General features: G+C 40.6%; 16 protein-coding genes. All 16 read left to right on the plus strand.

Annotated elements, in window-relative coordinates; all coding sequences use genetic code 11:
* Window positions 1-2 precede the first annotated feature (2 nt).
* The 16 genes from ACYPXO_RS05255 to ACYPXO_RS05330 all read left to right on the plus strand — a co-directional run bounded on the left by ACYPXO_RS05255 (window position 3) and on the right by ACYPXO_RS05330 (window position 14413).
* Complete coding sequence (locus tag ACYPXO_RS05255) at window positions 3-1076, plus strand: DNA cytosine methyltransferase (RefSeq protein ID WP_021378170.1); 1074 nt, start codon at window positions 3-5, stop codon at window positions 1074-1076.
* 200 nt (window positions 1077-1276) lie between these two features.
* The gene (locus tag ACYPXO_RS05260) at window positions 1277-1600 is read left to right on the plus strand and encodes a YdcP family protein (RefSeq protein WP_032513861.1); all 324 of its coding nucleotides are present in this window, start codon (window positions 1277-1279) and stop codon (window positions 1598-1600) included.
* A gap of 16 nt (window positions 1601-1616) precedes the next feature.
* Complete coding sequence (locus ACYPXO_RS05265; RefSeq protein ID WP_032513863.1) at window positions 1617-1985, plus strand: YdcP family protein; 369 nt, start codon at window positions 1617-1619, stop codon at window positions 1983-1985.
* A 17-nt stretch (window positions 1986-2002) separates the two neighbouring features.
* Entirely contained in the window at window positions 2003-3400 is a 1398-nt protein-coding gene (locus ACYPXO_RS05270) for a helicase HerA domain-containing protein (RefSeq protein WP_021378134.1), read from the plus strand.
* A gap of 267 nt (window positions 3401-3667) precedes the next feature.
* Complete coding sequence (mobT, locus tag ACYPXO_RS05275; protein WP_074141888.1) at window positions 3668-4894, plus strand: MobT family relaxase; 1227 nt, start codon at window positions 3668-3670, stop codon at window positions 4892-4894.
* Entirely contained in the window at window positions 4878-5021 is a 144-nt protein-coding gene (locus tag ACYPXO_RS05280) for a DUF3789 domain-containing protein (RefSeq protein WP_021378164.1), read from the plus strand. The genes mobT and ACYPXO_RS05280 overlap by 17 nt, the downstream gene beginning before the upstream one ends.
* Window positions 5022-5243: a hypothetical protein gene (locus ACYPXO_RS05285; protein WP_032513866.1), complete on the plus strand. Its 222-nt coding sequence runs from the start codon at window positions 5022-5024 to the stop codon at window positions 5241-5243.
* A gap of 73 nt (window positions 5244-5316) precedes the next feature.
* The gene (locus ACYPXO_RS05290; RefSeq protein WP_021378150.1) at window positions 5317-6078 is read left to right on the plus strand and encodes an EFR1 family ferrodoxin; all 762 of its coding nucleotides are present in this window, start codon (window positions 5317-5319) and stop codon (window positions 6076-6078) included.
* A gap of 98 nt (window positions 6079-6176) precedes the next feature.
* Window positions 6177-6398: a hypothetical protein gene (locus ACYPXO_RS05295; protein ID WP_032513868.1), complete on the plus strand. Its 222-nt coding sequence runs from the start codon at window positions 6177-6179 to the stop codon at window positions 6396-6398.
* Window positions 6395-6880, plus strand: a complete 486-nt coding sequence (locus ACYPXO_RS05300) for an antirestriction protein ArdA (RefSeq protein ID WP_021378156.1) — start codon at window positions 6395-6397, stop codon at window positions 6878-6880. The genes ACYPXO_RS05295 and ACYPXO_RS05300 overlap by 4 nt, the downstream gene beginning before the upstream one ends.
* Window positions 6881-6896: 16 nt before the next feature.
* Window positions 6897-7400, plus strand: coding sequence for an antirestriction protein ArdA (locus ACYPXO_RS05305; protein WP_021378148.1), 504 nt, complete (start codon window positions 6897-6899; stop codon window positions 7398-7400).
* Between the two features lie 85 nt (window positions 7401-7485).
* Window positions 7486-7875, plus strand: a complete 390-nt coding sequence (locus ACYPXO_RS05310; RefSeq protein WP_032513869.1) for a conjugal transfer protein — start codon at window positions 7486-7488, stop codon at window positions 7873-7875.
* On the plus strand, window positions 7862-10312 hold the full coding sequence (gene tcpF, locus ACYPXO_RS05315; protein WP_021378160.1) for a conjugal transfer ATPase TcpF: 2451 nt from the start codon (window positions 7862-7864) through the stop codon (window positions 10310-10312). Before ACYPXO_RS05310 ends, tcpF begins: the two co-directional genes overlap by 14 nt.
* Complete coding sequence (locus ACYPXO_RS05320) at window positions 10312-12477, plus strand: CD3337/EF1877 family mobilome membrane protein (protein WP_050585677.1); 2166 nt, start codon at window positions 10312-10314, stop codon at window positions 12475-12477. The genes tcpF and ACYPXO_RS05320 overlap by 1 nt, the downstream gene beginning before the upstream one ends.
* Entirely contained in the window at window positions 12474-13484 is a 1011-nt protein-coding gene (locus tag ACYPXO_RS05325) for a bifunctional lytic transglycosylase/C40 family peptidase (RefSeq protein ID WP_021378140.1), read from the plus strand. Before ACYPXO_RS05320 ends, ACYPXO_RS05325 begins: the two co-directional genes overlap by 4 nt.
* 17 nt (window positions 13485-13501) lie before the next feature.
* Window positions 13502-14413 (plus strand): conjugal transfer protein, encoded by a 912-nt coding sequence (locus tag ACYPXO_RS05330; RefSeq protein ID WP_021378154.1) that lies wholly within the window; start codon window positions 13502-13504, stop codon window positions 14411-14413.
* Window positions 14414-14485 lie beyond the last annotated feature (72 nt).

A 14485-nucleotide genomic window follows, 5' to 3' on the forward strand; every position in this document is an offset into this window, starting at 1 on the left:
TCATGGCAATTACATTAGGGAGTTTGTTTGATGGGATTGGTGTATTTCCTTTGGCAGCCTCCAACTATGGCATTGTTCCTTTATGGGCGAGTGAGATTGAAAAAGTTCCTATTTCTATCACAAAGAAACACTTCCCTCAAATGCAGCATTTGGGGGATATTACAAAACTTGACGGTGCGAAGATACCACCCGTGCATATCATCACATTTGGTTCGCCCTGTCAGAATTTATCAACGATCGGAGCGCGTGAGGGGCTTGCCGGTGCAAAATCCGGTCTGTTTCATCATGCAATCCGTATCATACAGGAAATGAGGTGTGCTACTGATGGCAAATATCCAGTTATCGCTGTTTGGGAAAACGTTAGAGGAGCGTTTTCTTCAAACAACCGGTTGGACTTTAGAGCCGTGCTGGAGTCGTTCGCAGATACCGAAATTCCAATGCCTGCTTCTCGAAGATGGGCAAACGCCGGAATGGTTCGAGGGGGTAAAGTTGATGTGTGCTGGCGACTCTTGGACGCTCAGTATTGGGGAGAACCCACCCTCTCTCAAAGAAGAAAACGTATCTTCGTCGTGGCGGATTTTAGAGGACAGCGTGCCGCAGAAATATTATTTAAACCCCACAAATTGCACGCACATATTGACCCTAGCCGAAAGAGCTGGCTGTCCTCCGGCGAAAGAAATCGAATATCTGTTAATCAAGCAAGGGGGAAAATACCAGTCCTATGTCCCTTTGAGGAAAGAAGAACCAGAGGAAGTGCAAAATATCAGGACACGCAGGGGTTCGTCAGAAGTTTTGGACGGCCAAATGACCCTTTTCCCACCTTATTAGCCGGTGGTCCGGGTGTATTCTCCTTTTGGTATGAGGGCGAAGAAAAAGAGGGATTTATCCGTTATCTGACGCCGATTGAAAGTGAAAGGCTCATGGGCTTGCCGGACGATTGGACAAAGTATGGCAATACAGGAACTATCAACAGCGACTATGCAAGATGGCGAGCGTTAGGAAATGCGATTGCTGTTCCCTGTGCAGAACATATCATGGCAGGGATTGCAGAAGTCTTAAAGGAAAGTGAGGATTGAGAAAATGAAAAGACGATCAAGAGCACCGCCTAGATGTTGAATGATTTACACAAGCCATTTATGAAACTGTTTCTTTGTCGTCAGTTTTTGAAAAAAAGTGATGAGAAAAAACAGTACACTAAGGGGTATGGGGAAATGTAGTGTCCCCATGCTTTATCAGGAAAAATAGAAAACAGAGAAAGAAAAGAGGTAAAACATATATGGAATTAAAATTTGTAGTGCCAAACATGGCACAGACTTTTGGAAACTTGGAATTTGCAGGCGAAAACGAAGTCCGTCAGCAGAGAGTCAATGACAGAATGACGGTTGTAAGCCGCAGTTATAACCTGTACTCTGATGTGCAGCGTGCCGATGATATTGTGGTTACACTTCCGGCAAAAGCTGGAGAAAAGAACTTTCAGCCGGAACAGAAAGTGAAACTCATTAACCCACGCATTACCGCAGATGGCTATAACATCAATGGGCGCGGATTTACAAACTATATCTTACTGGCTGATGATATGTTACCGGTGGAAAGCAAATAAAGGAGGATTTTAGACTATGAGATTAGCAAACGGAATTATAATTGATAAAGAAAAAACATTCGGACAGTTGAAGTTTTCTGCCTTGCGTCGTGAGGTTCATGTGCAAAATGAGGACGGAACAATCAGCGAAGAAATCAAGGAAAGAACCTATGATTTGAAATGTCGTGAACAGGGACGCATGATACAGGTGTCTGTACCGGCAAATATTCCATTGAGGGATTTTGAGTATAATGCGGAAGTGGAACTTATCAATCCGGTGGCGGATACGGTTGCAAATGCGACCTATCGAGGTGCGGATATTGACTGGTACATCAAGTGCGACGACCTTGTATTAAAGAATAAAGGACAGACACCAAACAATCCAAATGCAGCGCCTAAAAAATAGGCAGATAAGGAGTAGGTATGGCTTTATTCAAATATAAAGGAAATCGTATCCGCGCAAGCGATCAGCATTTGGTCTATCGCTTTTGTATGGGCACTTTGATACTGCTGTTCCTATGTATCGTGGTGTTGCTGAACCTAAAACAGATTGTTCATACAGATTGGGGAAATTTTAATCTGACAGAGATGGAATTTCCCCTTTCTTCCTACAACTTCATAACCTTACTGATAGCGGCTGGTGTTTGTGCATTGGTCGCTTTTCTCTATTATCGGTTTTGTTATGACAGTTTCAAGAAGATGGTCCATCGGCAAAAGTTGGCGCGCATGATATTGGAGAATAAATGGTATGAAGCAGAACAGGCAAAACAAAGCGGATTTTTCACAGACTTGCCATCTTCCACAAAAGAAACAATCACTTGGTTTCCTAAAATCTATTATCAGATGAAAAATGGGTTACTGCATATTCAATGTGAAATCTCTATGGGAAAGTATCAGGAGCAGCTTCTTAATCTGGAAGATAAACTGGAAAGCGGGCTGTATTGTGAAATGACAGATAAGGTGCTGCATGACGGATATATTGAATATACCCTGCTTTATGATATGGTCGCAAACCGCATTTCCATTGAGGAAGTCAAGGCGGAGCATGGCGGACTAAAACTGATGAAAAATCTTATTTGGGAGTATGACGCACTTCCCCACGCTCTTATTGCCGGTGGTACCGGTGGCGGAAAAACCTATTTTCTGCTTACCATCATTGAAACGCTGCTACAGACCAATGCGGTACTTTTTATCTTAGACCCGAAGAATGCCGACCTTGCGGACCTGGGAACAGCTATGCCGAATGTCTATCATACAAAGGAAGAAATGATAAATTGCGTCAATTCCTTTTATGATGGTATGGTTTCACGCAGCGAAGAAATGAAACAGCACCCGAACTATAAAACAGGCGAAAACTATGCGTATTTAGGACTGGCGCCTCACTTTCTTATCTTTGATGAATATGTGGCATTTTTTGAAATGCTGGGCGCTAAGGAAAGTATGAATTTATTAAGTCAGTTAAAGAAGATCGTCATGCTTGGCAGACAGGCAGGCTATTTTCTCATTGTGGCATGTCAAAGACCGGACGCAAAGTATTTTACAGACGGGATACGTGATAATTTTAATTTTCGTGTTGGTTTGGGGCGTATGAGCGAACTTGGTTATGGTATGCTTTTCGGTTCTGATGTGAAAAAGAAATTCTTTCAAAAGCGTATCAAAGGGCGTGGCTACTGTGATGTGGGAACGAGTGTCATTAGTGAATTTTATACACCTTTAGTACCAAAAGGACACGATTTTCTAAAAGAGATTGGCAGGCTTGCAAGTAAAAGGCAGGTTCTGTTTGAAGAACAAGGAAAGGACAATGACAATGTGGTGGAATAACGAAAACAATGCAAGAAGAACGTACAGCAACAAAGCCGGTCGCGGTCAGCAGCGCGTACAAGACCGCGTCAGACCGGCGTGTTGTGGTGCAGGGCTTGCCCTGCGCCACCGTCATTGCCCCTCGGTATCTAACAGAGGGGCACAAAAAAACAGGAAACAGTCCAAAAAAGTCGTAAAAGACTGATAAACAGTGGACTTTTGCTTGTTTTAAGGCAAAGTGATAATGCCTATAAAATATCACATTTTATAAGATGGGAGTGATGATAACTGAATGATAAAGAGTGGTTAGAAGCATTTAAGGAAAAGCGAGCCTTATATGGTGTTACACAGTTACGGCTTGCGGTCATGGCAGGTATTAGCCGTGAGCATTTAAGCCGTATTGAAAGTGGCAAGGTATCGCTGACCTTAGAAATGAAAGAAAAATTATTGACAGCCTTAGAAAAATTCAATCCTGATGAACCGCTATTTCTTTTGTTTGATTATGTGCGTATTCGATTTCCCACAATGGATATAAAGCATATCATCAAAGATGTTTTAAGACTGAATATACAGTATATGTTGCATGAGGATTGGGCGTATTTCAGTTACACGGAACAATACTATATCGGCGATGTCTTTGTTTATACTTCTGCTGATGAAGAAAAAGGTGTTCTGTTGGAACTGAAAGGCAAAGGCTGTCGGCAGATGGAAAGTTATCTGCTTGCACAGGAGCGGAGTTGGTATGACTTTCTGATGGATTGTTTGGTTGAGGGTGGCATTATGAAACGCTTGGATTTGGCAATCAATGACAGAACTGGAATACTTGATATACCGGAACTGATTGAAAAGTGTAAAAATGATGAATGTGTTTCGGTATTTCGTCATTTCCGCTTCTATGCTTCCGGCGAGATTTCCCATCAGCGAGAACGCAACCACAAAGAAATGGGAACGACCATGTATATCGGCTCTATGAAAAGTGAAGTGTACTTCTGTATTTATGAAAAGAACTATGAGCAGTACATCAAGGCGGGTGTTCCGTTAGAAGAAGCACCTGTGAAAAATCGTTTCGAGATACGATTAAAAAATGAACGTGCCTATTATGCGGTGCGAGATTTGCTGACCTATTATGACGCAGAGAGAACGGCATTTTCTATCATCAACCGCTATGTGCGATTTGTAGATAAGGAAGAAAACAAGCCAGTCAGCGAGTGGAAACTGAATGAAAAATGGGCTTGGTTTATTGGCGAAGGCAGACCGCCTTTGAAATTGACAACAAAACCGGAGCCGTACACGTTAGGGAGAACATTACGCTGGATTTCAAGACAGGTTGACCCGACACTTCTTATGTTGGAAGAAATCGCAAAGAAAACAGGTGTCAATTACTTAAAAGAAATACGCCAGTACACAAAACTGACAGAAAAGCATGAGCAGATTATCCGTCAGCAGACAACAACGATAGAAGAAATCGTGTTAAGTGATGAAGAAAGGAATGAGAAAGATGTGGGTATTTTTTAAGGATTTACTGCTGGTATCTGTTGGAATGGGTATCGGCGTAGTCCTGATGTGTATATTACAAGTCGGCAAGGACGCTGACAATGTGATGAATGAATTAAAAGAAAATAAAGAAAGTGAGGAACAGTAAATGAATTTCGGGCAAAATTTGTATCAATGGTTTTTATCAAATGCACAGTCTTTAGTGCTTATGGCAATCGTAGTAATCGGTATCTATTTAGGATTTAAGAGAGAATTTTCCAAACTGATCGGTTTCTTAATCGTTGCTTTAATCGCGGTTGGATTGGTATTCAACGCCGGCGGTGTGAAAGATGTGCTTTTGGAATTGTTTAATAAGATTATCGGGGCATAGAAAGTTATTGTTGATGTAATATGTGAATGGTATAATATGGATATGTCAAAATAAAACTTTAGGAAGTGAAAAAATGATTGGAATATATTTAAGTGGTACGGGAAATACAAAACATTGCATTGAGAAACTGGTAGGATTGATAGATAATTCTGCAAAAGTATTTCCGTTAGAAATGCCTAATCTTATTGAGGAAATAAAGAAAAGCGACACGATTATTTTGGGATACCCGACACAATATTCAAATGCACCTTATATGGTAAGAGATTTTATAAAACAAAATAGTTCTTTGTGGAAAGATAAGAAAATATTTTGTGTAGCAACAATGGGTGCTTTTAGTGGAGATGGTGCCGGGTGTACTGCCAGACTATTAAAAAAGTATGGGGCTTCCATTTTAGGCGGACTTCATATAAAAATGCCCGACTCTGTATGTGATAGTAAACTACTTAAAAAGACACTTGAAGAAAACAGAGAAATAGTAAAGCAGGCTGATAAAAAAATAGAACTTGTTGCAGAAAAAATAAAACAAGGGCAATATACCAAAGATGGTATTTCCTTCTTCTCCCATCTAATAGGGCTATTTGGGCAAAGATTGTGGTTTTACAATAAAACAACAGGATACACGGATAAGTTAAAAATCAATCAAGATTGTATTGGTTGCAATTTATGTGTTTCCTTGTGCCCTATGAAAAATATTTCTATTCAAAATGGAAAGGCTGTTGCCGGCAATCAATGTACGATGTGTTATCGTTGCATTAGCCATTGTCCTAAAAAAGCAATCACGCTTTTAGGAAATCAGGTAACAGAACAATGTCAGTATGAAAAATACTGTGAATAAAATTCTCTAGTAAATTTGATATATTTATATACGCAAAGCAGTTAGTCTTTTAGATTGGCTGCTTTTTCTGTGCCTAAATTTCAGATTGGAGTGATGATATGAGCGATATTTTTAAGGATATGCAAATGAAAACAGGTTGCGAGTACATTTCCGACCTGCCCTCTCACAAGAGAATTGTTTGGAAAGAATTGAAAAAACAAAATCTTTCCCAGTATGACAAAAAACAGTTAGAGGATTTTTCCAACTATGTGTTTGGGTTATCCTATGACACTTTACAGGCTGTTATAAAGCAGCAGAAAGGACGTGAAAAACGAGTATGAAAGAATTACGTGTATGTATGGAAAGCGCGCTTCCTGATGAAGAAGTGAAAAAAGCATGGTTTACCTTGCCGATTGATGAAGAAGATGTATTAGAAAAATTGGGTGTTGATGTGGAAAGTGATGATTACCGCATTATTGAAACTGATGTACCATTCAAGACAGATATAAAAGAAAATACAAGCGTTTGGCGTCTGAATGATCTGTTCTATACCTTTCTTACGCTTCCTCATTTTATGCAGTTAGATTGTGAGTTATTGTTGGAACGATTGCCGAGTTTGGACTTGCTACACGCCTATCACGACGCAATCCATTTTTATGAGGGTGCTGTCAGCATGATCGAGGTGGCAAGGCGAAAAATGATAGAATACAATTCCGTTTCGGAAGAAGCCATACATTATATGGATTTAGAAAAGTTTGCCGGATATTTGGAAGAAAACGGACGCTTTCTAAAAACGGAGCACGGTATCTATCAGTTGCCGTAGGAATGAGGTGGTATGTATGACTGATGATATGCAGGTATATATCGCAAATCTTGGAAAATACAATGAGGGTTACTTAGTCGGCGCTTGGTTCTCTTTTCCCATTGATGAGGAAGATGTGAAAGAAAAGATTGGTTTGAATGAGAACTACGAAGAATATGCAATCCATGATACCGACAACTTTCCTATGGAAATCGGGGAATATGTTTCGATTGAAGAACTCAACCGTATGTATGAAATGATGGAAGATTTGCCGGAGTACGTTGTGGAATGTCTGGACGAGTTTGTCGGGCATTACGGCTCTTTGGAAGAAGTGGCGGAACATAAAGACGAGGTTTATTTTTACCCGGACTGTGAAACCATGACGGACGTTGCCTACTACTACATTGATGAATTGCAGACGCTTGGAGAAATTCCCTCACAATTACAAGATTATATTGACTATGAGGCCTATGGGCGCATGCTGGATATGGTTGGAACATTTATTTCCACAAGCCGAGGTATGTGCGAGATACCATATTAAAAGAAGAACGGATACGGACAGTCTGAAATACGGCTGTCCTTTCCTTTATAAAAAACACAATGGAAAGGAGTTTTAGTAAAAAGATATGAAGAAAATCAAAAGTTATACAGGAATATGGAACGTGGAAAAAGTGCTGTATGCTATCAATGATTTTAACCTGCCGTTTCCTGTTACCTTTACACAGATTACATGGTTTGTGATTACGGAATTTATCGTGATTGTATTTGCGGATATACCACCGCTTTCCATGATCGAGGGTGCTTTCCTCAAATACTTTGGTATTCCGGTGGCACTCACTTGGTTTATGAGCCAAAAGACTTTTGATGGCAAGAAACCATACAGTTTTCTAAAATCGCAACTCTGTTTTTATTTTCGACCGAAAGTAACGTATGCAGGAAAAGCCGTAAAACTGCGTACAGAAAAATTCCATGAAACGATTACGGCAGTAAGGAGTGTGAAGTATGTTCCCGATTAAATATATGGATAACAACCTTGTGTGGAACAAGGACAATGAGGTATTCGCCTATTATGAACTGATACCTTATAACTATTCTTTTCTATCTGCGGAAGAAAAATTTATCGTGCATGATAATTTCCGCCAACTGATTGCACAATCCCGTGAGGGTAAAATCCATGCACTTCAGATTGCAACGGAAAGTTCGATTAAGAATATTCAGGAGCAGTCAAAGAAATTAGTGAGCGGAAAACTTCGTGATGTGGCAATCCAAAAGATTGATGAACAGACAGACGCGCTTGTTTCCATGATTGGCGATACGCAAGTTGATTATCGCTTCTTTCTTGGATTTAAGTTAATGGTGCCTGATGAAACGCTCAATCTCAAAAATATCAAGAAATCTGCATGGCTGACGTTTCAAGAGTTTCTCCATGAAGTGAACCATACGCTGATGAATGATTTTGTATCCATGCCAAATGATGAAATCAACCGTTATATGAAGATGGAAAAATTATTGGAAAATAAAATTTCTAGGCGTTTTAAGGTGCGACGTTTGGAAGTGAGTGATTTTGGTTATTTGCTGGAACACTTGTATGGCAGAGATGGGATTGTCTATGAAGAATATGATTACCCATTACCAAAGAAGAAACTGAAAAAAGAAACGTTGATAAAAACGTATGACCTGATACGACCGACAAGATGTCTGATAGAAGAAAATCAGCGATATTTAAGGCTGGAACATGAGGACAGCGAAACCTATGTTACTTATTTTACGGTCAATGCGATTGTTGGAGAATTGGATTTTCCATCAAGTGAAATCTTCTATTATCAGCAGCAACAGTTCACATTTCCGGTGGATACTTCCATGACGGTGGAAATCGTGGAAAACAGAAAGGCACTCTCCACTGTTCGCAATAAGAAAAAGGAATTGAAAGATTTGGATAACCATGCCTTTCAATCCGGCAGCGAAACAAGTTCTAATGTGGTGGACGCTTTAGACAGTGTGGACGAACTGGAAACAGATTTAGACCAAACAAAAGAAAGCATGTATAAGTTATCCTATGTAGTACGTGTCTGTGCTGATGATCTGGACGAGTTAAAAAGGCGCGCTGATGAAGTGAAAGATTTTTATGACGATTTGAGTGTGAAACTGGTACGGCCTGCCGGAGATATGCTCGGACTTCACTCTGAATTTTTACCGGCAAGCAAGCGTTATATCAATGATTATGTGCAATATGTGAAAAGTGATTTCTTGGCAGGGCTTGGTTTTGGCGCCACACAGCAGTTAGGAGAAAACACAGGGATTTATATCGGCTATTCCGTAGATACGGGAAGAAATGTGTATCTCCAACCCTCACTTGCCAGTCAAGGCGTAAAAGGTACAGTTACCAATGCGCTTGCTTCTGCTTTTATCGGAAGTCTTGGCGGTGGAAAGTCCTTTTGTAACAATCTGCTTGTGTATTACTCTGTGCTGTTTGGCGGACAGGCAGTGATTTTAGACCCAAAATCCGAAAGAGGAAATTGGAAACAGACGTTGCCGGAAATCGCTCACGAGATAAACATTGTCAATCTGACAAGCGATAAAGAAAATGCAGGACTTCTTGACCCCTTTGTCATTATGAAAGATGTTGAGGACGGAGCGACTTTGGCAAAAGAAATCCTGACTTTTTTAACCGGTATTTCTACCCGTGACGGAGAAAAGTTTCCGGTGCTGATTCGTGCCATTGGTAAAGTCAAAGACAGTAAGCAGAGAGGACTTTTGAATGTGATAAAAGAACTGAGAAAAGAAGAAACGGTTATCGCAAACAATATCGCAGACCATATCGAAAGTTTTGTTGATTATGATTTTGCACAACTGTTATTCTCGGACGGTTCGGTAGAAAATGCAATCAGTTTGGATAATCAGTTGAATATCATTCAGGTGGCAGATTTGGTGCTACCGGATAAAGATACTTCTTTTGAGGAATACACGACCATTGAATTGTTGTCGGTGGCAATGCTGATTGTCATTTCTACCTTTGCTTTGGATTTCATTCACAGCGACCGTTCTATTTTTAAGATTGTGGATTTGGACGAAGCATGGGCGTTCCTCAATGTCGCACAGGGAGAAACCCTTTCTAACAAGTTGGTGCGTGCCGGACGAGCCATGCAATCAGGTGTTTATTTCGTTACCCAGTCTGCTTATGATGTATCAAAAGAAAGTCTGAAAAACAATATTGGCTTGAAGTTTGCATTTCGCAGTACCGACATCAACGAGATAAAACAGACCTTAGAATTTTTCGGGATTGATAAAGAGGACGAGAACAATCAAAAACGCTTGCGTGATCTGGAAAACGGACAATGCTTATTACAGGATTTATATGGCCGTGTCGGTGTGGTACAGATACACCCTGTTTTTGAAGAATTGCTCCATGCCTTTGATACAAGACCTCCGGTTTCAAGAGACGAGGTGGTGTGATGAATGAAAGATGGAAAGTTTCAAAGATAACAAAAAAGAATATCAAATCTATCAAACGATATATGACAAAACAAAAAGTATTGCGTTTTATCAAAATGACGCTTCTTGTGATTGGAATAACATTGATACTGCTCTCTTTACTTGGAACGGTGGCACAGGCGGCAGGATTGGTTGATGATACGGTCAGCGCAGAAAATCTCTACTCCAAATATCCGTTACAGAATTATACCCTAGATTTTTATGTGGATAATTCATGGGGCTGGCTGCCGTGGAACTGGCTTGATGGGATTGGAAAAAGTGTGCAGTACGGACTTTACTGTATTACCAATTTCATTTGGACAATCAGTCTATATTTAAGCAATGCCACCGGCTATGTCGTACAAGAAGCCTATAAACTGGATTTTATCAATGATATGGCAGACAGTATCGGAAAAAGCATACAGACCCTTGCAGGTGTCACGCAGAATGGGTTTTCTTCGACAGGATTTTATGTGGGATTTCTTTTACTGATTATCTTGATCGTGGGAATTTATGTTGCTTATACCGGACTGATAAAAAGAGAAACGAGCAAGGCATTTCATGCTGTGATTAACTTTGTGGTGGTGTTTTTATTATCGGCGTCTTTTATTGCCTATGCACCGGACTATATCAAAAAGGTCAATGAGTTTTCCAGTGATGTGAGCACCGCAGCACTTGATCTAGGCACAAAAATCATGCTTCCAAACTCGGACAGTGAGGGAAAAGACAGTGTAGATTTGATACGTGACAGTCTATTCTCTATTCAGGTGGAACAGCCGTGGCTGCTGTTACAGTTTGGAAATTCCAACAAGGAAGAAATCGGTGCGGAACGTGTGGAGTCCTTAGTATCCGTAAGTCCTGATGAGGAAGATGGAAAAACAAGAGAAGAAGTTGTGAAAACGGAAATTGAAGATAACGACAACACCAACCTTACGATACCGCAGGTCATCAATCGTTTAGGTATGGTGTTTTTCCTTTTGTTCTTCAATTTGGGAATTACGATATTTGTGTTTTTACTTACAGGTATTATGATTTTCAGTCAGATACTCTTCATTATCTTTGCCATGTTTCTGCCTATCAGTTTCCTGCTTTCCATGATACCGGGGTATGAAAGCATGACAAAACAGGCAATCGTGCGGGTGTTTAATACGATTATGACAAGAGCAGGCATTACGCTTATCGTAACGGTAGCGTTCAGTATTTCCAGTATGTTTTATAACATTTCCACAGACTATCCGTTTTTTATGATTGCATTCTTGCAGATTGTATGTTTTGCGGGAATTTATATGAAATTAGGCGATCTGATGAATATGTTTAGTCTAAATGCCAACGACAGTCAGGGAGTGGCGCGCCGTATCTTCCATAGACCATATATGTTTATGCGCCATCGGGCAAGAAGAATGGAACGCAGAATGACACGGGCAGCCTCTTTAGGCGTTGCGGCTGGTACAGGTGCGATGGCAGGAAGTATGGCAGGAAAACAACATACACAGGCAAATGAACAGCGTTCCCGTAATAATGTTTCCAAAGGCTCTTTCAAAGATGTTCCCCAAAAAGCCGGCGCTATGGTAGGCGCAGTGATGGATACGAAAAACAAAATGAAAGAGAAAGCCGGTGCTGTTCGTGAAAATATCAAGGATATGCCGTTGCAAGCGTCTTATGCGGTTCATTCCGTCGGCAGACAGGCGAAGGAAAGTGTTTCTGATTTTAAGCGCGGTATTGTGCAGGAACGAGAACACAGACAATCCGGTCGTGAGGAAAAGCGTCAGCAGCATAGACAGAACATTGCGGATAAGCGCATGGCATTACAAAAAATGCAGGAACAGTCTGGAATACATAAGACACATGAAAGACCGGTGGCGGTTTTCAAAGAAAATGCGTTAGAAAACAGGTCAAAAGTACAGGAAGTGAAACGACCGGTAACGAGCGAAAAATCAAATGCACCGGTTATAAAAAGACAACAGAAAATGAATGTGGAACAGATTGAAAAAGTAAGACCACTCTCCTCTTATGAGAAGAACCATCAAAATGATGGTGCAAATAGACACAGTATAAAATCACAATCGGTACAGACGGTGCAAAAATCACAGGTGCATAAGGACACAAACCGTAAGGTCGTATCAAAGAAAGGACAGAAGAAAAAATGAGATTAAAACAGGTGTTACTATTGGGAAGTCTGTTCCCTTTTCTACTGGCAGTAACGCTGTTCTTCGGTGTACTTGTGAGCGCGGATAATGATGATAGTGGCGGCGACTATTCTTCCGGTGTTACCGGAATGAATTTATCCGCAGAGGTGTTGAAACATCAGCCTATGGTGGAAAAGTATGCCAAAGAATACGGTATATCCGAGTACGTCAATATTTTATTGGCTATCATACAGGTGGAAAGCGGCGGTACAGCAGAAGATGTTATGCAGAGTTCAGAAAGTCTTGGGTTACCGCCTAATTCCTTAGATACAGAAAGTTCGATCAAGCAGGGGTGCAAGTATTTTGCGTCTCTGCTTTCTTCCTGTAAAGAACAAGGAATAACCGACATCAATGTGGCGATACAGTCTTATAACTTCGGCGGTGGTTATGTGGGATATGTTGCAGGCAATGGGAAAAAGCATACATACAATCTGGCGGAAAACTTTGCGAAAGATAAATCCGGCGGAAAGAAAGTAACTTATACGAACCTGATTGCCGTAAAAAAGAATGGTGGCTGGAGATATAGTTATGGCAATCAATTTTATGTGGAACTTGTCAATCAGTATCTTTATGTTACGCAGTTTGATGATGAAACGGTGCAGGCGATTATGAATGAAGCCTTGAAATATAACGGCTGGGAATATGTGTTTGGCGGTTCTTCCCCAACCACTTCCTTTGATTGTAGCGGACTGACGCAATGGTGTTTTGGAAAGGCTGGTATCTCTTTACCGAGAACAGCGCAGGCACAATATGACGCAACACAACATATCCCGATTGCACAGGCGAAACCGGGCGATTTGGTGTTCTTTCACAGTACCTACAATGCGGGAAGTTATGTAACTCATGTCGGTATCTTTGTTTCGCCGACACAGATGTATCATGCGGGAAGTTCCGGGATTGGATATACCGATTTGACAAGTAGTTACTGGCAACAGCATTTGATTGGCGCCGGACGTGTAAAACAATAGAAAGTGAGGATTTTCAAATGAAATGGAAGAAAAAGAAACAGACAGAAAATAAACAAGAAATGAAAGAAAAAAAGATACCTACCTTAAAAGTGGGTACGCATAAAAAATCTGTGATTGCCTTATGGGCAGTGCTGATCGTGAGTGTCAGTTTTGGAGTATATAAAAATTTTACTGCCATTGATATGCACACAGTCCACGAAAAAGAAACGGTACAACTTCGATTGAATGATACCAACGGGATAGAAAATTTTGTCAAGAATTTCTGTAAAGCCTATTACACATGGGATAACAGCAAGGAAACGTTGGAGAAGCGAACTTCTTCTATCAATGGGTATCTGACAGAAGAATTACAGGTGTTAAATGCGGATACCATCAGAACAGATATACCAACATCTTCGACCGTTAGTGATGTGCTGATCTGGAATGTGGAACAATCCGGCAATGATGAATATGAGGTATTATATGAGGTTGTGCAATCCATCAAAGAGGGCGACCAAACAAGAAGTGTGCGTTCTTCCTATATGGTTACGGTTCATGTAGATACAAAGGGAAATATGATTATCGTACAAAACCCTACCCTAGCGCCTATGATGGAAACATCAGACTATGAACCAAAGACGGTAGAAAATGACAGTCAGGTGGACGCGGATACAGTTAGCGACGCTACCGCATTTTTAGAAACATTCTTTAAGTTATATCCAACTGCAACGGATAAAGAACTTGCTTATTATGTGGAAGAAAATGTGATGGAACCAGTGCAGCGAGAATATCAGTTTGCGGAAGTTTTAAATCCCGTATTTACAAAAGACGGCGATAATATCAAAGTGAATGTATCCGTGAAATACTTGGATAATTTAACAAAGGCGGAACAGATTTCACAGTATGAATTGATACTTCATAAGGATAGCAACTGGAAGATTGTAGGATAAATGATATTAAAGCGTGTATGTCTGAAAAGAGGTACACGCTTTTCAAAAAACTTCAATTATTATGATAAGAGA

This window comes from Faecalimonas canis, assembly GCF_054601575.1.